This window comes from Paenibacillus sp. FSL R5-0928 (genome assembly GCF_037970385.1).
Classification (GTDB): Bacteria; Bacillota; Bacilli; order Paenibacillales; family Paenibacillaceae; genus Paenibacillus_AQ; species Paenibacillus_AQ odorifer.
The window spans coordinates 2,362,185-2,385,361 of the sequence record NZ_CP150225.1 but is presented as its reverse complement, the minus strand read 5'-3'; the positions used below and the strand labels follow the sequence as shown (position 1 = coordinate 2,385,361).

The window sequence follows — 23,177 nt, the reverse complement described above, 5'->3', positions numbered from 1 at the left end:
GGAATATACCTGAGGGCTTGCGTGATTGCTGGCGCGTTAGTGCGCAGTATAGTCCTACTACTTATTATTACTTTATTTTCGGCCTCGATAAACTATTGAATCTATCAAACATTCCCGGCCCCGCGATCAAAAGAAGCAGTCCATAACCGACCAAATGGTGTCTCATGGCTGTACCCCAGTTTATAGTACCGAGTGACCACAAACATTCAAGAGCAATAAAGGTCAATAAAAGATACTTCATCCTTTGCTTCTCTTCTCCGACAGCCTTTTTCCATGTCTTGTACGCAAAGTATAGGAGGGCAAACCGGAATAAAGACTCTAGTGCCGCGTAAACGTCCGCCATAGTACCGATCTGCCAAGGCAAAGGAGCGAACATATAATATACCAACATCAACGGAAATGTTTTTATAAGTCCAAACAATGACGAGTCGGGATTAGATATACCGTATGATGCGCGTGAGTCGTGGGCGCTGCCATCCCGATATGCATTGGCATAATCCACCACCGATCCACTAGCTACCGCTGAAGATGCAGTTGATGATATTCCTGAGTTATTAATAAAAATCCATGCGCCAATAGCCATACATGATATCAAAACTGCAATAACTCTCTTTCCAACAGCGCTCTTTTGCCCCTCTTTTTTAGAATAGATCCACAAAAATGAAAACAAAATGATTACTGGAGCAAAAGCCATCATACCGTTATGCAAAAGAGCAAGCAAAAACACAGACATAAAAAGCACTACGAACTGGCGGAGTGACTTTTTATCTCTAAGACCCAACGCTGTATAAATGATTAATAGAAATGATAGAATTTCCCAAGACTCACGTAAAATAACCGTTGTAAGGAAAAATACTGTAGGCAAAGCACCAAATAAAAATAACAATTTTCCTTGGTGTCTCTTTACCCCTATCCTAGTCATCAATTTAATAAAGACGATACTAGACAGGACGTAACCAATTGCCGATGTCATTTGTCCAGTGAACTGCGACGGCCCAAATACTTTATAAAGGTATGCAAGCATTTGTATATAAAAGCCTGACCCTACCTTTAATTCAAAGCTACCTGTTACTGAGGATTGAATCTGAGCCGCAACATGAAAACCCATTGCGTCCGTATCTGCCCCTAAGGTGGTGCCTATATACGCGTTAATAAATGATGTGATGTGATGCAATGTTAGAACAATTACTGATACCCAGAACAGGGTAGTGCTGTTTCGTATTTCCTTACAAGTTAACAGTAAAAAATAAGATACCGCTAGCAAGAACCACCCGAATGAATCATTTGGAAATGCCATCATAAGCAATACAAACGGTGTGATCAGAAGTATCCCAGTCATAAGTGACTGCACCCTGTATCCTCTTGCTTCGACTAAATTAGAATTAAACATACCATCGCTCCCTTATCTTCCCAAATAATATCATAGCTTTTAGGAGGGGAGCAATGGATTATTTGTGTGCCTCATAGGTTAGAAGTTTCTAGACATCTCAATCCAAGATGATCCCACATAGCAGAATTTCATGATCAAATTATCCCCCGCCGTACTCGGCGTGGTCACATTAGTGTTTCCTTTTAACTTAAAGGTGCTGCTATGCACTAATGTTATGTTTGGATTTAGTCGAAAAATAAGTTCTCTACCTTCGCAAACGACTCCCTTAAATCCTGCTATAGTTGATGGTGTTGCTGTAACAAAATAATTACCATACACTGATACATCTATAAGATTAGCACCATCAATACGCGCAGCAGTTATTGATATAGTTTGGTTCTGCCAAGAGTTACCCTGATAGGTAGTCAAATTTGTGTTTGGATTAGTAAATACGTTTCTAAGTGGCTGATTAGGGAAACTGTCATTGTCACTTATGGTTATATTCGTGAATTTAGTTTGATCATTTACATAGACGTATAAGTCTTCGCTGCCGTTTGAAAACCCGACAATACGATTTCCCCTAACCGACAAGCTATCAAGTACTGAAACCTTACCTTGCCCGATGTAGATTCCAGCGCCCCGTACGGTGTTATCATCACTTACGTATTTTTTGATTTTATTATTTGATACAACGATGTTGTGCAGTCCCTTACCATTATCCCAACTTGTCCATGCAGGGTTATCCGGTGAGCTGTAGTTTGGTCTATCATAACTCTCATCGACAGCCAGTGGACTAGACCATTCACTTGAGACTGCAATAGAACACCGAGTACCGCCGTCCACAAAGTTGTTTTCGATGACTGTCCCATCCGAGTGTATTCCTGTATATATCCCATATCTGTACCTAGAAATAATTTTATTATCAGAAATATAGTTATTTTTTGTATGAATATAGGATTGAATCGCACCTTCGCCAGTTAGTCCAGTAATAGCTGGGTTAAGTAAGTTAATAATTGAATTGTTGGTTATTTTATTTTCACTCGACCCATAAGCAATGTGCACACCAGATGAACCACACTCGATAATGGTGTTTTCCGTCACGAGGTTATAACAAGCATAAGGACTAAGCACAATACCTCTATGCGATCCTCTCTTTATAGTATTTCCTTTTACGAGAGTGCGCTCCGCCTGCCGCAGACCGATGGTATGTGTACCACCTTCGCAGTAATTATTGTAGACCTTATTGTCATAACTAGTGTTAGTTCCTGGAATTACCTCATCGCTCTCATTCAATCCTGCCCAGGTGTTATATTGTTTTCCCTCTATGGTGATGCAGGACATATCGGTATACGTGGCAAACGGTTCGTCTATCGCTGAGATCAACTTGTTATTATGGATTTTGTTGCGGTGCGAATCGTAAGTCACCCGAATGAGTTGGCTGCCTGTCCGAGCACCGTAAATGTAGTTGTCACTTACATCGTTGTCGTTGCCGTAGAGGTAGATACCTATTGAGGCAACTTGATCCAAGTTAACAGTAAAACCTTTGATCGTACAGTTGTTAACTTGCTGCAGTATGTCTAAATTATCAGTCGTACAGCTAATTACCTTTCCATAGCTGGCCGTACTTATCAACACCGCAGAGTTTGACGTCAGTCCTCGCACACCATTTTTCACGTAAATGGTAGATATTTTATATATTCCTGGGGGGAACAGTACAAACGCCCCGATTGTAGCCGCAAAATCAATAGCTGATTGAATAGCCACCGTATCATCATTTATACCATTTCCAACCGCGCCGAACATCCTGACGTTTATCGCTATATCCGCCAACTGCGCATTAACGCTCACTAATTCCGCACTATGCTCCGCCACATTCTCCCGTAGCGCATCCGCATCATACGCCGTAAAATACCGCGCCACCCCTACGCCAGTCGCCCACGCCTTAGCTACCGTCCCACTAAAACCGCGCGTAACGCCCGTTAAGTCATTTCCGCTTTTCCCTGCGTATCGTACTGTTTCCGCGCTCTCATCTACGCCAATCGTCGCTATATTCGGAGCGTCCGGTAATTTCGACGCATCCAATACGGAGACAGTCGTTGCTACGTCCGTGATTGCTGCGGTCAATTCCGTTGCCGGACTATTCGCTTTTGCTGCGAACATTTCTACCTGCGCCATCTATTTGTTCCCCTCTCCGTTATTATTGCGTGAATTTAACCGACGTACTTGATATCGCGAAACGCGGACGGTCGCCAACGAGTAGTGTACGTGGATTATCTAGCGGTTTCGTCCATAGTAAAGATCCGCCAGTTGCCGCCGTTCGTAATCCGATATGCGTTACGAGCCCCCAATCCGCAGTAGCAACGGGGAATACTACTTCTGCGGTATTCGCCACGGTTTGTTGTCCGCTAACGAGCGTCGGCGCTCCGAATGTAACCGCCTGCCGTGCGTATGAGCCTCCGGTTACCTCCGTGCCGGTATCCGCCGCCGTTGGGTCCGATTTATATAGCGCAATATATACGGTAGACGGTCCGGTAAACGCCGTATTGCGTAAAGCCGCGTTAAGTAGTGCCGCGCTAAGGTAGTTCGAAATTTGCATCGCCATTATTCGTTTCCTCCTATTTGTGGACAACGCAAAAAGGCCCGGCATAATTGCCGAACCCTCCGCGTTTCCTTTGTTTAATCTTCGAGTGTATATTCGTTCGTTAGTGTAAATCCGTTAACTGTCGTAACTCCCGTATTCGCCATCGTAATAACCGGCCGCGCTCTTACGTCCGCTTCCGATTCGATCGCCACCGCTTGCCGTGACGCATCTATCGTATACTCCGTAAGCACTTCGCTGCCGGTCGGCCACGGATCATTCATGCGCAGATTAACGTCAATCAAACGCGATCCGGTCGCACCGAGCGCGAGCGTACCTGCGTAAGTAGCTACGTAGTACTTGCCGGGCATGTCCGCAAATTCCAGCGTAATCTCCCCGCGTTTAGCGTTAAACGTCCGCGCTAGATAAGCCAATGTCCGGTGAAACTCCGCAGCCGATGACGTAATCTCAAACGTTAGTCCAATCGTACGCGGACCGTAGGAAGCGCCGAAATCAACGACGCCGTCCGTATTCGCGAGTTTGACCGTATTGTCTTCGGTTTCCGGCAAGACCGGCAAGTTACGTTCATATAGCGCGGCTCCGTGCTCCGATAGCCAAACGCCATTTACCGCTACATCATACGCCATTACTCCTTCACCCCCATCGATTGCAAACGGGATAGCGCGCGGGTACGCTCGTCATAAAACGTAGCAATGTCGGCTTTATCCGCGAGTGTTACCTCATCTACGCCGAGATCGATATGCTGCGTAATATTAGTAACTGACGCAGGGGCTTGCGGTGACATGCGTGGGCTTGCGATCATATCGAACAACGTCGCTTGCTGCTGCGGATTTAAATACATCTCGCTCGCGTGCGCTATAACCGGAACAGCCGCGCCAGGTGCGCCCTTAACGATGCCGCCGTCCTTAAACGCCTGCAACACGCCAGTATCCGAAGATACTCCGTACAGTTTCCGTAGCTCTTCATTACGTGCGTTAAGCCGCGCCATCTCCGCCGTATTGCCGCTCGCCTTCGCCGCGGTCCATGCGGTTTTATTCGCATTATATTCAGCGAGGTCGGACGCCTTTTTCGACTCCGCATTGATCTGCGTAATCGACGCCATCTTCGCTCGATACTGCGTCAGGAATCCGTCGAGCTCCGTAAGGATCGCAGTGTTCGCGCTGCCACTTGCGCTAACACGATACGCTGCGATCCCGTCCTCTATCGACTTGATATCGCCTGAGTACGCATCAAATGCCGCTGTGAGTGCGTCGTACTGCGCTTCGGCTGCGATCTTCTCTGCTTCGTACGCTTTCGTCTGCGCATCCTTTTCGTCCTTAAGCGCGTCTTGCTGATCCGCGAGCGTACGGTCGGTTAATTCGCGGTCATGTTCGAGTTGCATGCGCGCGATCTCTTTAAGCAGCGCGTCACGTTCGTCTTTGCCCGTTTGTCCAACCGCAGACTCCAACTCCGCTAATCGTACGCGCTTTTCCGCTAATTGCGTTTCATAGTCCGCGTCAACATTTAGCTCTTTGTTGGCGTCACGTAAACGCTGAATAGCGTCAATCCGCGCGTCATAATCGTCGAGTGCCGCTTGCTTACGCTCTTCAATCGATTTAAGCTCCGCATCCTTCGCGTCCTTAATCGCGGCTTTCTGCGTCTTAACGAGATCGGTCGCGAGATCCTGCGTAAGCTTCGTTAGTGACTTGCGGAGGTTGTACAGTTGTTCGTCAGCTTGCGCATAATACTCCGAGTCCTTGGCGTAGCGATTACGTACACGAGTCCACGCGTCGATCTTCATTTGCGCGATCTCTGTCTCCGATTTACCCGCGTCAGACATGCGCCGTTCCTCTGCGCTAATCCACTTCGACGATGCGTTGTACTGAGCGCGTGCTTCCGCTTCGGTTGCGGTTGCTACGTTCTTGCGCGATTGGCGAACTTGATCATCGGCGGCAATATACTCTGCGCTGTCCTTCGCGTAACGATTACGTAGTCGCGTCCAGCTTGCGAGTTTCATTTCCGCGATCTTTAACTCCGACTTACCGCTGTCCTCCATCCGTTTCGACTCCGCATCAATCCACGTAGCCGAAAAGTCATAGCGTGATTGAGCGCTGTCTTCTCCGAGCCGTTTAAGCTGTAGCGCTAGGGTGCGCGCATCGTCTACGGATTCTTTGAGGAAAGTAGCGTGCTTCTTGCGCAACTCTTCGTATTTCTTAATCTGCGCATCAGCCGTCATATCGTAAAAATCCGCTTGGAACTGGACGGTTTTCATATCGGCATCGTACGCTGCTTTGCGCGCTTCGGCGGCAAGTTCTGCGGCTGTTTTGCCCGTCGCTTTCTTTTCCTTCGCCGCTTTCGGGGCATCTGGCGTGATTATATCCTTCGTGAACGTTTGGGTTCCCGTTTCAACCTCCGCGGCCAGCTTTTCGAGATCACGAGCAGCGTCGGAATACTTCTGTTGCTCTTTAAGCGCGTCGTCTCGTTGCTTTTCAAGTTCTTTAGATGCTCCGGACCCCACCATCATCTCCAGCGCGCCATTAGTCACGATGTCCATAACGTTGCCCGACTTTTTGCGTTTGTCAGCCTCCGCCTTTGCCGCCATATCTTCCTCAAAAGTTCCTGCCTTTGTACCGGATACGGCTGCCATCGCCTTTATTAGCCGCGTGTAGTTATCAATTTGCGTCTGTATTGATTTCGCTACCGCTTCACTTTCTTTAGCAGAATTACGTATACGCGCCACGCTGTTATCGGCGGCCGTGTCTGTAAAACGCTTGTCCGTCGCAATTTGGTCGATAATTACATCGATGTTACTAGCGCGAATTCTTCCGTCCTCGCCTTGTTGAGCGTTCAATTCCGGATACTGCTCGACTAACTTCTGCGTAATATCAACGAGGCGGCTTTTCTGCGAAGCGTCAAGTTCTTGCGCTGCGTTGAGCGTTTTAAACTCCGCAGCCATTGCGGACATTTCCTTTAGCGTCTGCTTCTTCGTAGCGAGCGCTGCATACTCCGCTTTGTCCTGAGCGGATAACGCGATAACACCTTTCTCTATGACCGCGTTCATTTCTCCGAGCTTCTGCGTCGCATTCTCTACGCCAGTGTAACCGAGGTCTTCGAGCTTATCGTCGAGTATACTGATTGCATCGATAATATCGGGAAGTTCCGTATACATTTCCGGAAGTGCTGTTCCTGCCTTTTGAGCCGCCTGAAGCTCGTTTAACCGCTCTTGTAGCCGCGCGCGTTCTTCGAGGACAGGCGTTAGCTCCTCCGTTTTTACCTTTAACTCTTCGATATCCGCAGCCGTGCGATCAATATCCCGCTTATTTAATACCGCATTGAGGTCGGACTGTGCCTTCGCGAGTTCCTTCGCTGAATTAGCGGCTTCTGATTGCGCTGTTGTTAGATAGGCGATACCTCCGGCCAATGCGCCGACTGCGAGAATTGCCCACCCTACCGGACCGGCTGCTAGTTCTAACGACTTTATCGCGCCTGAGATAAGTTTAATCACGGGCGGTACTGTCGCGAGAATGGCGACCAAACCTAACACGCCAACCGAACTCGCAGCGGCAGCGGAGACAAGCGCTTTATTTTCGGTGGTAAACTCGGCGAGCGCAATGATTGTCGGAGTCAACGTTTCGAGCACGGTTTTAAACAGCGGTGTGAACGCTTGTCCGAACGCAACCGTTGCTTCGTCCGTTGCGGCAGTGAACCGCGCTTGTGTGCCGGTGAAATCCTGCATCGCTTGGTCCGCATTTCCGGTGAATATCGCGCCCTCGTTGATAAATCCGTTATATGCGGCCTGGATCTTCTGCGCATCGGTCAATCTGCCCGCCGTCGTTCCGATCGTTCGTGCGTATTCCTTTTGCATAACGGATAGATTCTTCGTAACGCCGACCGCATCAGACAGTACCGAGTTACCGTTCTTGATACCATCAAGTGACGCTTGGATAGCGCCGCCCATTGTGTAGAAGGATTGTCTATTGTAGGCTGCTGAATCCGCGAGGGAGTTAATGAGCTTTGTAGACTGCTCCAACCCTAAACCGGTTGACATGGCGGTTTTATACGCTAATACCGATTCGGTCAGAGATAAGAACCCACGCTTGGCTAAATCCTGCGCGGCCTGTTGCGCATCTTTCGTCTGAACTCCGAAGCCCTTTGCCACAGCGTTTAAACCTTGAAAAGCGTTGTACAGCTTCGTAGCTGCGTCAACCGCTTGCTTCATCTCGGAAACGAGCTTCGTAAGGGCCGCGCCTGCACCTATCCCGGCTAACGCGGAAGACATATCGCGCATGCCGTCCGCACCGCGTCTACTTTGATCTTCGAGTTCCTGTATCCGGCGCCTCGCTTCGTCTAAGTTACGCCGAAACTCCGCTATATCAAGCGTAATCCGCGCTTGAATTTCACCTACGTTTGTGCCGCCCGTACTCATCTTAGCGCCCTCCTTACTGCATCCGCGATAAACTGTTTATATATCCGTTCATTCGTTCGGAGTGGTCGCGATAAGAACTTCGGACGAGTGCCGGGCGTTGTCGGATTCTTATACTCGCCCATCTCGTGTACACGTAGCGCATAATTAAAGCGCGCACCACCTGCGCCCGTTTCCGTTGCGGAGTAAAATACCTCACCGTATATCCGTCCGTCCCTATTTACGACTTCCTTACCGGCTGCCATCCGCAATGTGCCAGTATCTAACGGAGCCTCATTACGTGATGCCGCGAGTAGGTGGTCGGTAGCGTCATGTAATCCGACGGTCGCCCCGTCGAGTACTCGCGTTTTCTGACGCTCTAAAAACTGACGTAGCGCCGCCGTTTCCATCCGAAAATCCATCCGTCCGTCACACCCTCCCCGCGCTCATCTGATCGCGTAATAGTTTAAATCCAGCTTCGTCAAACTTCGGCTTGCTCTGCGTCGCGAATCCGGCTTCACGCTGTAATCCCGTCGTAAACTTGCGGTAGTCCTCAACGTTAGTCGTGTGCGACATGACGTTAACGTTTAGCGCGTCTAATGTTTCGCCAGCCTTACGCCGCTTGTCTGCATCCAACACGTCGAGTAAATCCATAACGTAATAGCCGCGCTCGAACTCAACTTGCGTTTTACCGAGGCGAACGGCTGCGTCTATGAAAAACTCATCTATCGTTACTCGGCGCTCGCTTCCGCTACTCCCGTCTGCAGGTTCGCGAGTTGCAGAGCGCCTTGCACGTTTTTTAAGAGACCGCCGAAGTTATTAACGCGCGCAACGGCGGTAAAATACGCCATCAATTCGTCGGGCGCTACGTTCGCTTTAATCCACTCTGGTTCAAATTTGGTCAATACACTGACCACCTGCACGATGTCCTCAAGTGCGTGTTCGAGGATCGCGAATAAGTACGCTGTGCGACTTCCTTCCGGCGCTGAAATAACGCCCATAACCAATTCCGGTAGTGAATTAATAACTCCGGTCAATTGAATCCATCCGTCGATTGGTATTTTGCGTACCTTTACCGTTCTATCTCCGAGTTGGACTACGTTGGGGTCAATTACCGGAATTTCTGGCACGGTAGTTTCCGCTTTATCTGAACGCTTAAAAATCGGCATTATATTCGCTCCTTATAAAGAAATAGAGGCGCAATTAAGCGCCCCTGCTAACGTTGATATTTAAGCTGAGGTGATTTCTTCGTCGCCTAGAATCGCGATAATTCCGTCTGCATCCGGTGTCGACCGTAGAGTTACGTTCGTGATGCGTTCGTTCTCGTTGTTGTACGAATAGGATAAATCCGTCTCGCTATACGCCAGCGGCAGCGTGATCCAAAAATCCGGATCGGTCAGTTTAGCCAGTGGCTTAATTACGGCTTTCTTCGCGCTATCAATCAGGTTTAATCCGACGCCAGTTTTGAGATTAATCTTCGAACCGCCCGCGCCCGTTACGACTTCCGCGCCCGCCATGATCTTAGGAATAACAGTCAGCTCGTACTCACCGAACGGAACGGTTACGCTGGCATTACGTCCAGTTACGCGCTTGCCGACGATGGTTTCTCCGGTTTGGTCCGTCTTCTGTTCGCGGTACGTAGTTTCCGTATTAAAAACGACGCCGCCGATCGTTGTCTCGAATTTGACCATCGTTGGGCCTTCGCCATATTCGACGATTGCCGGGCCTACCTCAATCTTGCTAAAGTTTTGTGACATTCTCACATGTCCCCTTATATTTATATTTGCGCAACAAAAAGAGCCGCCCGATAACGGACAGCCCTGCATTTATAGTGATGTTGTTAACGTAAAATTCACAGAGTATAGCGCTCGGTTATTCGCGTCCGGCCCGAGATACCACGGCGCCGATTGATCCGCCAGGCACTTAACGACGCGCGTAGTTCCGATAGTAAACTCCGCTTTACCATGCAGCGCTTCGAATATTGCGTTAGCCTTCGTTTCTGCCGTTGCGGATGACTTCGCGCGAATCACGACTTGGAATGATGGGTAAGCAACGGATGACCATTCGCTCGGTGGCGGTCCGCCCGTTATCCGCGTATAAGCGCAATCGTCCGGATTAGCCGTTGTAAAATCGTTGCCGACTACGGTAAACCCCGGAACGATTAAGCGGATGGTTGCGTTAATATCTGCGACTGTTAAAAGCGCCATTATACGTCCACCTCCGTTATTAGCGGCTTACCGTTGAGCGCCCTTTTTACGCTGATTGCGATTGGCGTGTACGTTGTCTCCGCTAATAGTTCGTTGGTATGTGCGAGGCGGTCGTCGAGCGATATGTCCGCGAGCTTATCGAAGTAAAACGTACCCACGCTCACGACTTCCGCGCCGTGCTGATTGCGTACGAGTTTAACCGCCTCACTAAAGCGGCATTTCTGCGTGTAAGAAGTACCGTATGACGGCTCGTTATAATCCGGATCATATCCGGTAAACGGCGTAATTGTGACGGTCTGTCTCAGCGGTATGAGCGCCATTACATCGTCACCCACTTCGCGGTCTTACGTCCGAGTTTAACGCCGCCATTCTCCGCGCTAATGAGTTCAAGCGCGATGTCCGGTATCCATGCGTCAAGGCCCGTTTTCGCCCAATCCTTAAACGTAAAATTCGCTACGCCTGTTAATCCGAAGCTCGCTACGCCTTGTTGCTGTAGCGCATTCGTATCGTTAAACGCGATCGCGAGTTCGTTCGCATATTCGTATACAGCCGCGTCTGGTATCGTATATTGAGCGTATTTGTTCGTCAGCGTCCGTCCTGCCACGTTTACTATCCGTAGTTTTTTGGCGTCGTCTGCGTCCGTCCAGTCGTCAATGCTAATACAATTCACGTTTATATACGCTGTTGCGTCTTCTACCGTAGTTGCCACGTAACCACCTCCCGTTATTTTGCGGAGGTATTCGCAGCCTTTCGCGGTTTAGGCGCCGGCTTAACGGGAACATCCTCCGGTACTTCTTCATCCGTCTTAACCGCGTCAACCAAACGGTCGAGTACCGCGATCTCTTCTTGTGTCGTCGCTTCGTATTGACCTACGCTGAACTTCCGCTCAGTTCCGTCAACATAAAACGAGAGCTCCGCGTACTTTGACGTATACTTTGCCATCGTTAACCTCCGTTATAAATAAGAGCCCGCGCGAGCAGGCTCCGTTGTATTTACGACTAGGCTTACGCCAAGCCTTTAATGCGAGCGTGTGCGGCTTCTTGATGCAATTCGAAGGTGTATTCTCCTACGAGCATACCTTGATAGTAATCGCCTTTCTTGCCGAGGTATTCGTGTTGAAACTCGCGACCATTCAGCGGTTTAATTTGTGCGCGGTTCTTATCTAGGATCAGTGCCTCGGTTGCGGTTAGGTTATCGTTAATAGAAACTGGGAACTCGCCGAAGTCAGTAGTCAGACGGGATACAACGGTACCACGACGATTATCCGCTTGATCAACGCGAACCAGGTCTGCGCCGAATCCGGAAACTACGCGCTTTTGTTTAGCCGGTACGATGATCTCGTAGTTGCCTCCAGACGCGAATCCGCCTTTTTCATAGATAGCTTGCAGCGAGTCGTTAATCATGTTCAACGTCAGGGCCGCGTTTGCTGCATCCTTGACATTAGTCGTGATCAAACTGCGAGCACCAGCCATCTGGCGCGTTGATCCGTTTTCGTATTTGATTCCGTTAATCAGCGCCTTTTCCAATTGAAGCGCAAGTTCGAGCTGCTTCTTCGACTGTTCGTACGTATACAGGTCAGAGATGCCATAGTTTGCAACGGCAGCCGCTGTACCCGTAATCTCAACGGTGTCAGTGAAGATTTGCGAGATGTTAGATTTACGCTCGCGCTTTTTGTACCGAGCTGCGATCGCGTCAGCTCCTTCTACGCCTTCCGTAAACTGGAACTCAACAACCGCACCTGTCGTTACGGCTGCGGCAGTAGTGCTCGCGTATCCCCGCGCTACAGTCAACGTTTTAGTGCCGGTGTTAATTGCGGAAACTTTTAGCAGTTCTTCACCGATCTTAATAACGTCTCCGGCACGGAACGGCTCGACGGATGCAACGACGATGGTGGTAGCGCCGACCAGTGCGTCAGCGGTTGCAGTGGACTCAGTAGCAAACATCGAATCCTCAAACCATACGTGCTCCACTTGGCTTACTGGCGCTGCAAAACCCAACATAGCAAGCATTGGCGTTTGATAAGGATTGAGCATTAGAATCTGTTCGGTTACTGATTCCGGCTTGCCGATAATGTCAGCATTAAAAATTTTAGTCATTGTTTTATTTCCCCCGTTTATAAGTTTTGTTTAGTGCGGTGTAGCACTAAAGAATAAGTACAAAATAAAAATACGGCCCATTGGGACGCCTCTGCTTAACTTGATAACTCACGTTTTAACTTCGTATAGGCTGCGATCGCCTGCGGTGTCGGATTCTTCTCCGCCATCGCCTTCGCTTCGGCCAATCGTTGATCCTTCGTCTTAATCGCGGGATCTCCGCCACCCGACGGACTTCCTACGGTTTTCGGCTGCGCTGCTTCCGCCAGATACGGATGTTCTGCAATGAGCGTTGTAATTACGTCAGCCAATCCGCTAACATTTCCGTCATCATCGACGGTAACAGCACCGGTGTCCGCTAGTTTAAGTGCGGCAGCCAGTCGGTCAGCCGGAATGTTTGCGTCGCGTGCTGCGGTCTTAAATTCAGCGGTGATCAAACGCTTATTTGCCGCTGTCAAAACGGACGCATTTCGTTCCTCTGCCTCCTGTGCTCGTTTAAGCGCGTCGGCTTTCTCCGCTTCTAACCGCTCAGTTGCGGACATTTCCGCCTGTTCAAGCGTGGTTAACTTCGTTTTGATATCGTCATAATCTACGTACTTCTTACGTTCCCGTGCGATACGATCCGCTACAATACGGTCGAGGTCAGCTTGTGTAAACGTTGTTGGCGGGTCTTGCGGATCAGCGGGCGGTTCTGGATCGGCCGGCGGTTCCTCCGCAAACATTTGCAGATTTAACGGATATCGTGAGTGCTTAATTGCGTTTTCCATCGTATTTCCTCCCCGTACAAGGCCCGTCGGCACTAGTATGTCTGGCCGTCCAGTTTATCGCGTCTTATACGTTTGGGACGCGGAGCCTTATTGCTCCAATAGCTTCGGATCACGTATTGCGGTTACTACGTGTTTGCAACACGGATGAAAAATCTCGTTACGCGGAAGGTCGCCTATATAACGGTAATTACCTGGCGCATCCGGCGTAAGTTTAACGATCATTCCTTCGTATTGGCGGCATTTATCTATCGCGTTATGCTTCGATATCACTCCGTAATAAGCACCGCGACCAACCGCCTCATTTATCGTAGACTCGCGCTGTGTCGAGCCCATCTTCGTACGCGTTAGCATCTCGACGTAGGTTTCCGGTCGCCAGCGCCGTCCTGCCGCGTCGATAATTCCGGTATCAACCGCGCTGCCTAGCGTGCTTTTCATGCGCTGCAGAATATCAGCGTTAAGCGTGCGATTCCCGTTAATACCACGCGTCAGGTTCGCACGCATTGAATCGGCGGTTACTTGGCGGACGACTTGCTTAACGCGGCGGCTTACGTTATTTGTTACCGCAAGTAAATCCGCTTGTGTATCCGCAACGGCTGACGCTACAAACTCGCGATTGATCCGGTTAAACTTAACGATCTTCCGCGCTTCTTCTAACGTTTCCGCAGCGCCGAGCTGCACGATAGCGAGCGCAACGCCATCCGTAGCAGCTAACGGAATATAGCGGTCAACCCACGCAGCCGATTCCGTATTCAGCCCACGCAAAATAGCCGCAACCTCGGCGAGGGCGGCTTTTGAATTAGCGCGGGACAAATCCGTTAAATCTAAGCGTGATAGTTCGGCGGATATCGCCAATAATGCGGTTTTATATGAGCGGACGAGAAGGTTGATGCTATAGTCGTACGTTGGCTCCGGGATTAGCGGCGTCATTCGTTAAACACCGACGACGTTACCGTTCCAAGCGTTCGATCTTCGTCCTTATCAATTCTGCGCATGGTCTCTTCCGCCGAGGCATCGTCTACACCGTCCTGATCTTTAATCGCGTCAAGTACGGACCAAGTTGCCTTACCTCCCGTACGAATCTGCGCTACTTCTGCGGCTTCTTTTTCGTCACGTGGGATTCCATCGCGCCAATTAATCGTCGGATAGATTTCTTCGATTTCTGCGTAACCTTGAACACCCTTATACGCGTAGTTTTCAAGGGCCAACGCCTTCCATAGCGCATTCCTAAAAGCGCGATCAATATGCGAGCGAATACGTTTGACCTTCGATAAAATCGGCATGAATCGCGCTTTGATTGCGCCGGCGTCCGTATGCGATGTGCCTGTTCCACCTTTATCCGCTGCGAGCGTTGTTCCGAATAACCACTGCGGCGTTTCACTCATTTGGAATACTAGGCCAAGCAATACATCAAGCTCTTTAAATGCGCCCTCAAGCTGCGAGTTCCACGTCATATAGCCGGGAGTTGCATCGGTCTGATCAAGAGGTATATACCGGCTGCCGAAGCGTACATTCCCGTCTTCACTGTCGTCAATCTCAGGGCCATACGCGGTAGGATCGCTGTGTTTCCAAAGTATATAATCGATCTGCACCAGACGATCATTAATCGCACTCAATACACTTTCTAACTTTTCGACTGAGCTGATTCCGCGCCAATCGTCATCCGTTGTCTTATTTGGAATATGCTCGACAAGCATATAAGTCTGACCAGTTGGTTCAATACGCGACTCTCCTACTTGCTCTCCGATCATATAAACCGGAACAGGTACGTCGTAGTACGTATTGACTCCGTTCGGTGTCAGCTTATACCGCTCATATATGATGTATCCGGGAATATGACGCTCAACATTGAGATACGGTTCTTCTGACGTTGGCATTCCCGCCAATAGCGCCATAAATCCGCTAGACCGTTCGACCTCCCATTCGACCCATGCGATATTAACCGCTTTGAATCGTTTCTTTGAGCCTCGCGATAATTCCGGAAACACAATCGATGGATCGACCGGCTCAATTATCGGTTCCTTTACGGTTTCCGGCGGCTTCAATCCGAGCTGCAGCGTTTCTGTAAAGTCATCACGTGAATCAATACGCGTTTTGATAAACGAGTCGCCTCGATATCCGCCTCCGATTACGATTTCGTGCATCATCTGCGTGAGGTCGTTCTCTTGAACAACGGAATCAAGGCGCGTCTGTTCGCGAGACTGCGGTCCTTTGCCGCTATCGTAGGTAGGTGGGTCGCCAACCATCAAATCTGCCGGCTTCGTCAGTAATACGTCCATAATGTTAACCGCAATAAAAAGGGTCTTAAGTTGCGGTGCTTGGGGCGTATCTGCGAGTATGGATGAGGCGCGTTCATAAATCTCAGCATGGCGGCCTTGAAAGATTGCGCGGCCACGTTCGTACTTTGCTAAGCGTTCGATATCGGCTGCGGGCGGATACTGAGCGCCCGTATAAAACAGCTTCGTTTCGCTATACGTATAAAACTCCGTCAAATTATCGCCTCCTTTACGGTTACATCCATTTTGGTTTATTGCGTGCTTGCTTGCGCCCATTCTTCGCGATACTTACGGCCATTTCAAGCGCATCCGGTAAGTCGTCATGCGTACCAGACGGGTACATTTCGAATTGCTCGAGTAACAGCGCGTGCCTTCGTGAGAATTGAATTTCCCCACTCTCAACCGCCGGCATAAGCGCTTCAATCCGCAGTCCCTTACGTGAACGTTGGTATATTTCCTTAACACGTGTTTGCGCTGGATATCCCGCAGTTTTAAGCGCGGTCTTTAGTTGTGTAACGAAGAATTCTTGCGCCGCTTGTGATTCCGCTGCTATTGCGTTCGGCTGATAACGAAGTGCCTTCTCCACAATTACACGCAAAAAAGCGTCCGGCTTTATCCGTTCGCCGAACGCATCGATTACGTATTTTGTTCCAGTTTGTTTGTGTCGTGCGATTGTTACAATTGCGCTATAGTCTCCGCGCGTTTTTCCCATAGCGAAGTCAACGCCCATATATATGTCATAGTCCGGTGTAGGCTTTAAGTATTGTGTAAACTCAACGTTAAGCTTTCCGTCCCAATACGTAAACGCCTCCGGATTAAAAATCATCGACTCTTCATCTATCGGATTGTTCATATACTCAGTGTTGAACGCCTTGCTGCCGTTATTCCATTTCCACGTCATAAGCGTCCATATTGGCTGTGCTTCCGGCCATAATACGACGGCTCCACGATCCATTTCAGCGCGATTCAATTCGTATAAGGCCTGCGCATCCTTGACGCGTTGCTCTTTCGGTAAATCCGGATCTTTATATACGAGACGGCACGCTTCCCATAAGTCCATACGCTCAGGCCACGTCTTAATTGCGCGATATACGCGGCTCTTAAAGTCCGAACGATTATATAGCACGTCAACAAGCAATGCTTCGTGATGGACCGTCGTCCCCATGTAGATAAACGCCGTCTTCTTTCCGCGCGGATCGCCGAGTGGTACGACTGTCTGCGCGAACCAGTCCTTAAGTTTGCGCCGGAGTTCCGGAGTTGCTGCGTTAGATTTAATGTCTTCGAGGTCATCGCAGATAATTAAGTCCGGGCGTACTCCGTTCCAGTTACGTCCACGTAGCGCCTGTCCCGTTGATGCCGCTTCGACTTTCGTGAGTAGCTTCTTTGTTCCGTCTTCGCGCGGTTCCCATGCGATAAACTCCGAGCTGTTATCCTTCGGATTTTCTTGCTGCTTCGGTGATAATAACGGTCCAAAGTCCGCCCGTAGTTTAGCGTTACTTTTTAATTGCGCCGCGATCCAATCGAGGTTAGCGCTGGATACTGCCGGCGTCTCCGATATGATGATCTCGTATTTACGTTTGCGGTATACGATCTCGCGACAAGGTTCCGCCTTCGATAAATACGTTGATTTCGCGTGTGAACGGGGCGCTGCGACCGCTACCTTATCGTTAAGATTAACGTTAGATATGTCGTCGATTATCTCGGCGATTTCACGGTGAAAATCGGGCGCTTCCGACACGTCCGTAATATCGAATCCGTCCCAATTACCGTCATTGCCGGGATTGCGCGCTTCCGAGAAATACTCTAAGGAAAATTCGAGCAAATTACGTTCGCAACGGTTAATACGCTCTAAGCGCTCAAGCTCCGCAACCTGTTCGTCGATTAAACGCTGATCTTCTTCCGAAAGAGACGCGATATCTACGCCAGCCAACGAATCAATGAGTCCGTTAATGCCGCTGATTACCGTGTTGCGTTCGTCTCGTCCGTTCCATTTGCCGTCAATCCATGCGATAGATATCGCCTCCCTTCCGTATAGGCGTAAATTACCGTTGAATTAGCGCTTGAACTACGTGACCCTTCCGCTTATACTCGGAAAGAGGTAGGCGCGCTAATTCGACGGTGATTTAACGGTGAAATTACGTGATGTTGACGATATGATCGCGCAGTTCCGAAACCTTACGCTCGAGATCCGCCAGTTTTCCGCGGACGTCGTGTGTTATATATTCGTGAATGGCGGACTCCTCTGCGCTGTGATACGATTCCAATAAGTCGAGCGCGATCTGACGTAGTTCCTCCAACGCATTCACCTCCGAAACCCAAACGTTATTTTTGATACGCGGAAATCTGTGGCACCAGAATTCACTTTATTGCTTTGGGGCGTTGGGGCTTTACAGCACTAAAGCGTTGAAGTAAATAAAATAGATTTAATTATGCAACGTTTATGCAAGACATGTGCACAAAATACGTATATGATGCAGATGTCAACGCCGCCAACCCGCACCACTACGCGGTTCGTACGCAATGCATAAACGCCCCGTATGCAACGTATATACATTTACCAGTACCCGCGCAGCAATAACGCTGTATCCACGCGGCTTAGCGCCATTTAACGTAATATTCCGTTTCCAGTTTATGCAGCGTTAGTTCAGCGCTAATCCCTCCGATTATACAACGCTTATGCAACGTTAAATTCGCTGTACTACGGTGAAGTCCGAAAGTTTTCGGAGGGTACGCGTCAGGCGACCCGTGCAGACTAAATAGGCGCGATTCACACGCAATCACACCGTCATACATCGCGTTCCTTCATTATATGCGCACACCACACGCTATCCTTGTGAGTCCGCGCTATCCTCATCGCCCTTACGTACCTGCAACGCCTTGATCCGTGCTGTCAACGCGGCTACGTCTGTTCCGCTATCAAGCTTCGTCTCCACTTCGAGTTTATCCGTAAGCATTCCGTTAATCTGCAGGACTAACTTCGCTGCTGCTGCGTTACCCTCTCGTATAGCCCAGTCCGCCATAGACTCGACTACTTCCGGTAGCTTAGCGCTATTGTTCCGTACAATCGCACGCTTAAGCTCCGCATCGAACGCCTTATCCTTACGCCAGTTACCCAGCGTATTAAAGTGTACGCCACATATGTCCGCTATCTCTTCGTATGTCTTACCGCCTTTACCCGGTATAGACAACCACTCGATCGCGATATACTGTTCTGGCGTTAATGTCTTCGCCAATATAACCGTCTCCCTTCCGTTGAATTAACGCTTATCTACGCTACCCTAACGCTTATACTTACATACTATAAACGCTGCTCCTACGCCCGGGCAAAGCGTAAGAACAACGCTGTCTATTACGTTATACCCATCCGCCAAATCCGTTCCTAAACGCATATATCAGCGCCCAATATAACGGAGGACATACGATAATGAACGCTATAGTAAACGGCTGTATATCGCGCTTATAAGCGCTAATATGATGCGTAATTCCTCCGACACCTAGCGCTATCCAAACGCATAAGAATACGATTAACATTACGCTATCCCTCCGCTCACTTAGCGTTCGCTTACGCTTTAACATCCGCGTTATTCTTTGTGTTGTCTACATGAGGTACTTCTTAGATTAATCAACTTGTATCTATTAGACAAAGGTTTCAGCATAGTGCCTGTTCAGCCAAAAGCGGGCTTCACACCTTGCCGCTGTCGCGTCTTCGGAACATGTTATTTAACTGCGCTCAAGCTTTTATTAAAGATCGGCGAGGTTAGATAATAGTTACACAAGGCACGGTTTTCGCCGCAGTGTCGGAGTGTTCTTCTCCGGAAATGAACTCCGCAGTATATGGAACGAATGTGTAAATACGCCACCTTGTTCGCGTTTTTACCGATAGCATTACGTTTTGTGAACGTAAGTATCAAACAAGACTAAGATATAATTTAACGCCCAAAACGCCGAAAAGCCGCGCCACTCTAAGGCGGAACGGCATTTTTCGATGTACGAATAAAGTCACTTTTTTCGGCGAAATGTACGAATCAGGTCACTTTTTACGCAGCCTCACCGTTAAATAGCGCAGCCAGCAACGTTGACGGCTCCTTACTACTACGGTAGAAAACGTTAGGATTAAACACGTATTTCGTAGCTTCTCCGCTCACCTTTACGCGAGCCACGATCGGAACGCCTCCCACCGTTATATTCGGCAGTCTGCGTGTAACTGTCTTCTCGTCAACTCCGATTGCTTCCGCAAGTTGCTTACCGTTAAACCAACGCACCTTTCTCGCGTCACGCTCAAGCGGATTAGCGCAAAGTGCGTTAGTGTCCAGATGGACAAAGCGCAGCATTCGGTAGACGAGACCGAGATCCGACGCTTTGTTCTCGCGATATGAGCGCTTAACCATCGTTGAATAAGTCCGTACCACCGCTCTACTACCGGCAGCTCCTCGGAAATGATAGCGCTGATTAACGTAGTACATTCCGCCCTCATCACGCGTGATAATCGAATGTGCAACGCATTTATCGAGGAAATCGTAAAACGTTTGCCTCTTGCGTTTTAATCCGAGCACGTCCAGCAAGTCGCCCGGCTTCATAGCGTCGCCCTTTGCGTTGATTAGGCGGCCATTATCGAAGTCTACGTAACACTGCAGGAGTAGCAAGTAACCGCACTGTGCGGTAGTTAGTACGTCGATTACCTCATGTAACTCGTTCATATCCGCGAAGGTAAACTCCGCTTGGCGACCTTGAAATTCCTTGCGCTCTTTAAACGCTTCAAACTGCGCAATGTTTACGACTCTGTGCGTATTGGCAGGCGCGTAAATTAGCGCTTCACCCGTGTCCGGATCAAACGCGGTTCCCGTTCCGGTAAATGCGATATGTTCCGTAGTATATAGTTTAGCGGTACTCATTCCGCTGCCCCCTTTTGCGCAGCCTCTAAATCCCGCAATGCCTGCGTAGCTTTCTTCGCCTCACGCTGGATCGCTTTAAGTCCACGAATCGTTTCCGCGATATCGACTACGTTTACCTTAACGTTTATTTCGCCAATGTTTCCGGCCATGTACAACGCCTCCTATTCGTATGTAAAGCGTAAGGACGTGCGGAGTATACCCGCAACATTCGCATTCCAAACGCCCCTTAAACCTCCGGTTGTAACATATGTACAGCTAACCGCACGTATTATAGGTATCTGCACGTTACTTTTGTAACTTTCCCGCGCATAAAAACGCCACCTCCCCGGAAGGAAACGGCGCTATTTTGTCGAATATTATCCGTATTAACTCACGAAAGGACTACGCACATGAATCGCTTTATGAAGACGCTAACCTCGAACGTTCACTTTTATACCGCGCAACTCGAACGCGCACCGATCGTCATATTCGTAGATAACGAATTAACGGGCAGCGGAGTTATCGAGGAAATTACGGACCTCTCCGTTAAGGTGCGCGGCGAGTATTATATGCGCGCAGCCTGTACGTTTAAATATGCGAGCTAGGTGCGATTAAGCTGCTAACGGAAGAGGCGCAGGATCGGCGGTTACATACGCATAATAAGCGTCAACAATCCGGTCCTGCCAGCCGAAGTCGAACGAACTAACCTCCTCACCCTCCCATGCTATTTCCTTGCCGGCGCCGAGTGTCAACTCGTTCCAGCGGTATGGTCCGTCGGCATACGTGCCCTTAGCGTCTCGATAACCGTCGCAAGTATCGTTAGCGTGCGTGAACATAAACGCGCTGACGTCTTTAACGCTATGCCACGATGGAATGTGCGGGTATAGGTTCGAGCGCATCAAGTAATCGTCAGTAAAGTCCGATAGCAACTCGTCTAGCTGCGTTAATCCGCCGCCCCATCTATCCGTTGAGCGACCGTCTTTATCGTAGCCAATGTCCGTTATCTTCGCGAAGTAGGCCGGCTGCTGGCCCGCGATGAACTTAGCGCCAAACTCCGTTATGTCCTCGTAACCGCCACGCCTAAAGTTCGATCCCCAGCGTGTTTCTGCGGAAGGAATCAGCGGCGTTCCTGGCGGCGCTTTACGTACGATGAGTATCTGCGTCTCAATTGTCGTACCTGTTAGCGCAAATGTTTTGCCAGGGAGTCCGATCGTAGCTATATGCCAGCACGTTTGATACAGTAACTTGCGGATCGTCTCCGCATAGTTAGCAAACGCGAGTCCCAGCGGCAGCACAAACGCAATGTAACCGCCGGGCTTGACCGCTTTAATCGCGAGCTCAATAAACGCCGATTCCGACTTACCCTTCGCGCGTCCTTTCTCCACTTTCAACGTCTCAAACGCGTCAGGTAAATCCACTGCAGCTACGTCGATACTAACGCCATACGGAGGATTCCCGATAACATAATCGTAGTACTCGCGGCGACTGTGTAGGAACGCGTCTCCCCGGATAACGTTAGCCTGCGGATAGATAAGCGACGTTACTTTAGCTGACGTCTCATCGAGTTCTAGCGCAGTAATTTCCGCGTCTTGCGGTAAATGTTCGATAAACACGCCGCTGCCCGCGCTCGGTTCAAGGAAACGGGAGCCAGGCATAAATGAACCTCCGCACAAGCCCCGCAATGCTTCCGTTATAAACCGCGCTACGTGAGGCGGAGTATAGAACGCCCCGCCAGCGTATGCGTTAGGTAATAACCCGCCGGTTGACGTGTAGTTATCGCGGAGAAACTGAACGTCCTCCTCCGTAATGTCGGCGCGGGGCTTAGCAACTATCGCCATTGAGCGTACATTGCCGTCCCATCTAGCGCGTGATGCTTTGCCCATTAAGCCACCTCCCTTACGTAAATCTCCGCAGATTCCTCCGCGGGTTCTATTACGAGCTCATTAACCACACTCATATCCTCCAGCCACCGCGCTCCAATACCGATGCAATCTACGAACGACTCCGTAAGCTCCCCATTTGTGTCCGCGAGATTGTACTTAGCAGTCGTGACCGTTGTTATATCCCGCACATACTGCGTAGCTCTCGCTTTATTGCGTATTTTTGCGTTTCGGTCAACATACTCATGCTCCCATTTTGACCGCATACGTTTCTTTTTCGGTCGGTAGTCGCGTCCGTCAGTGCCAATAGCCTCCGCTACCCACAATGAAACCTCCTTATCATGGCGGCGCTCAAGTTGCGATTCGGAGAAGAATGGGTACTCGGTGCGCGTCACTTTATCTGGATGATCATCCGTTAGCTCGTCATAAAGTACGATGTTAGCCAAACGGACGAGTAGCGTAGCGTCAGCGGGAACTAACGCGGGGCCTTCACCAGAACCGCCCCGTTCGAAATAGCGCCGCTGTATCTCTGCATTAAACTCGTTATGCGCGATGGTGTACGTGTCTGCGACTTCGGCCACAGCCGCCTGGCGCTGCGTGCGGTCGCGTAAATTGTACGTTTTATATGGAATATGTGCGGAGTAGTCCGCCTTGAATAGCGCCTTCATTTGCGTCTCCATCTCCAGCACTGCTTCCGAAAGTGCCTCGCGATACGTTACATCTGGTTTACTCGTCAA

At 49.6% G+C, this 23,177-nt stretch carries 25 protein-coding genes; 1 reads left to right on the top strand and 24 read right to left on the bottom strand.

Features of this window, described 5'->3' with window-relative positions; genetic code table 11:
• Positions 1–67 precede the first annotated feature (67 nt).
• The 22 genes from MKZ16_RS10560 to MKZ16_RS10455 form a co-directional block, all read right to left on the bottom strand.
• Complete coding sequence (locus MKZ16_RS10560; protein ID WP_339815652.1) at positions 68–1,390, bottom strand: hypothetical protein; 1,323 nt, start codon at positions 1,388–1,390, stop codon at positions 68–70.
• Positions 1,391–1,468: 78 nt separating this feature from the next.
• Positions 1,469–3,544 (bottom strand): NosD domain-containing protein, encoded by a 2,076-nt coding sequence (locus tag MKZ16_RS10555; RefSeq protein WP_339815650.1) that lies wholly within the window; start codon positions 3,542–3,544, stop codon positions 1,469–1,471.
• A 22-nt stretch (positions 3,545–3,566) separates the two neighbouring features.
• Positions 3,567–3,971 carry a hypothetical protein gene (locus MKZ16_RS10550; RefSeq protein WP_076106541.1) on the bottom strand — a complete coding sequence of 135 codons (405 nt, stop codon included), beginning with the start codon at positions 3,969–3,971 and terminating at the stop codon, positions 3,567–3,569.
• A gap of 74 nt (positions 3,972–4,045) precedes the next feature.
• Positions 4,046–4,594 carry a phage tail domain-containing protein gene (locus tag MKZ16_RS10545; protein ID WP_076106543.1) on the bottom strand — a complete coding sequence of 183 codons (549 nt, stop codon included), beginning with the start codon at positions 4,592–4,594 and terminating at the stop codon, positions 4,046–4,048.
• On the bottom strand, positions 4,594–8,373 hold the full coding sequence (locus MKZ16_RS10540) for a hypothetical protein (protein ID WP_339815648.1): 3,780 nt from the start codon (positions 8,371–8,373) through the stop codon (positions 4,594–4,596). The genes MKZ16_RS10545 and MKZ16_RS10540 overlap by 1 nt, the downstream gene beginning before the upstream one ends.
• The gene (locus MKZ16_RS10535; RefSeq protein ID WP_339815646.1) at positions 8,370–8,771 is read right to left on the bottom strand and encodes a hypothetical protein; all 402 of its coding nucleotides are present in this window, start codon (positions 8,769–8,771) and stop codon (positions 8,370–8,372) included. Before MKZ16_RS10535 ends, MKZ16_RS10540 begins: the two co-directional genes overlap by 4 nt.
• 7 nt (positions 8,772–8,778) lie before the next feature.
• Positions 8,779–8,925: a hypothetical protein gene (locus MKZ16_RS10530; protein WP_155986544.1), complete on the bottom strand. Its 147-nt coding sequence runs from the start codon at positions 8,923–8,925 to the stop codon at positions 8,779–8,781.
• Between the two features lie 155 nt (positions 8,926–9,080).
• Positions 9,081–9,518 (bottom strand): hypothetical protein, encoded by a 438-nt coding sequence (locus MKZ16_RS10525; protein ID WP_076104011.1) that lies wholly within the window; start codon positions 9,516–9,518, stop codon positions 9,081–9,083.
• Positions 9,519–9,578: 60 nt separating this feature from the next.
• Complete coding sequence (locus MKZ16_RS10520; protein ID WP_076104012.1) at positions 9,579–10,106, bottom strand: hypothetical protein; 528 nt, start codon at positions 10,104–10,106, stop codon at positions 9,579–9,581.
• Between the two features lie 69 nt (positions 10,107–10,175).
• The gene (locus MKZ16_RS10515; RefSeq protein WP_076104013.1) at positions 10,176–10,556 is read right to left on the bottom strand and encodes a minor capsid protein; all 381 of its coding nucleotides are present in this window, start codon (positions 10,554–10,556) and stop codon (positions 10,176–10,178) included.
• Positions 10,556–10,891 (bottom strand): hypothetical protein, encoded by a 336-nt coding sequence (locus MKZ16_RS10510; protein ID WP_339815642.1) that lies wholly within the window; start codon positions 10,889–10,891, stop codon positions 10,556–10,558. Before MKZ16_RS10510 ends, MKZ16_RS10515 begins: the two co-directional genes overlap by 1 nt.
• Complete coding sequence (locus MKZ16_RS10505) at positions 10,876–11,265, bottom strand: hypothetical protein (RefSeq protein WP_076104015.1); 390 nt, start codon at positions 11,263–11,265, stop codon at positions 10,876–10,878. Before MKZ16_RS10505 ends, MKZ16_RS10510 begins: the two co-directional genes overlap by 16 nt.
• Before the next feature lie 14 nt (positions 11,266–11,279).
• Positions 11,280–11,498 (bottom strand): hypothetical protein, encoded by a 219-nt coding sequence (locus MKZ16_RS10500; protein WP_076104016.1) that lies wholly within the window; start codon positions 11,496–11,498, stop codon positions 11,280–11,282.
• A gap of 62 nt (positions 11,499–11,560) precedes the next feature.
• Complete coding sequence (locus MKZ16_RS10495; RefSeq protein ID WP_076104017.1) at positions 11,561–12,652, bottom strand: DUF5309 family protein; 1,092 nt, start codon at positions 12,650–12,652, stop codon at positions 11,561–11,563.
• A gap of 95 nt (positions 12,653–12,747) precedes the next feature.
• Positions 12,748–13,416, bottom strand: a complete 669-nt coding sequence (locus MKZ16_RS10490; RefSeq protein WP_076104018.1) for a hypothetical protein — start codon at positions 13,414–13,416, stop codon at positions 12,748–12,750.
• 87 nt (positions 13,417–13,503) lie between these two features.
• Complete coding sequence (locus MKZ16_RS10485; protein WP_076104019.1) at positions 13,504–14,343, bottom strand: phage minor capsid protein; 840 nt, start codon at positions 14,341–14,343, stop codon at positions 13,504–13,506.
• Positions 14,340–15,905 carry a portal protein gene (locus MKZ16_RS10480; protein ID WP_305953724.1) on the bottom strand — a complete coding sequence of 522 codons (1,566 nt, stop codon included), beginning with the start codon at positions 15,903–15,905 and terminating at the stop codon, positions 14,340–14,342. Before MKZ16_RS10480 ends, MKZ16_RS10485 begins: the two co-directional genes overlap by 4 nt.
• 19 nt (positions 15,906–15,924) lie before the next feature.
• The gene (gene terL, locus MKZ16_RS10475; RefSeq protein ID WP_305953725.1) at positions 15,925–17,619 is read right to left on the bottom strand and encodes a phage terminase large subunit; all 1,695 of its coding nucleotides are present in this window, start codon (positions 17,617–17,619) and stop codon (positions 15,925–15,927) included.
• Positions 17,620–17,824: 205 nt separating this feature from the next.
• Positions 17,825–17,986, bottom strand: a complete 162-nt coding sequence (locus MKZ16_RS10470; RefSeq protein ID WP_179089977.1) for a hypothetical protein — start codon at positions 17,984–17,986, stop codon at positions 17,825–17,827.
• 528 nt (positions 17,987–18,514) lie between these two features.
• Complete coding sequence (locus MKZ16_RS10465) at positions 18,515–18,922, bottom strand: phBC6A51 family helix-turn-helix protein (RefSeq protein WP_339815639.1); 408 nt, start codon at positions 18,920–18,922, stop codon at positions 18,515–18,517.
• Positions 18,923–19,726: 804 nt separating this feature from the next.
• Complete coding sequence (locus MKZ16_RS10460) at positions 19,727–20,581, bottom strand: hypothetical protein (RefSeq protein ID WP_076104021.1); 855 nt, start codon at positions 20,579–20,581, stop codon at positions 19,727–19,729.
• Entirely contained in the window at positions 20,578–20,730 is a 153-nt protein-coding gene (locus MKZ16_RS10455) for a hypothetical protein (protein ID WP_179089978.1), read from the bottom strand. Before MKZ16_RS10455 ends, MKZ16_RS10460 begins: the two co-directional genes overlap by 4 nt.
• Positions 20,731–20,982: 252 nt before the next feature.
• Here MKZ16_RS10455 and MKZ16_RS10450 point away from each other — a divergent pair, with 252 nt between their 5' ends.
• Positions 20,983–21,165, top strand: coding sequence for a hypothetical protein (locus tag MKZ16_RS10450; RefSeq protein WP_076104100.1), 183 nt, complete (start codon positions 20,983–20,985; stop codon positions 21,163–21,165).
• 6 nt (positions 21,166–21,171) lie between these two features.
• On the opposite strand, the gene MKZ16_RS10445 is transcribed toward MKZ16_RS10450, so the two are convergent.
• Together MKZ16_RS10445 and MKZ16_RS10440 are read right to left on the bottom strand one after the other, a co-directional pair.
• The gene (locus MKZ16_RS10445) at positions 21,172–22,443 is read right to left on the bottom strand and encodes an N-6 DNA methylase (protein WP_076104022.1); all 1,272 of its coding nucleotides are present in this window, start codon (positions 22,441–22,443) and stop codon (positions 21,172–21,174) included.
• Entirely contained in the window at positions 22,443–23,177 is a 735-nt protein-coding gene (locus MKZ16_RS10440; protein ID WP_076104023.1) for a hypothetical protein, read from the bottom strand. The genes MKZ16_RS10445 and MKZ16_RS10440 overlap by 1 nt, the downstream gene beginning before the upstream one ends.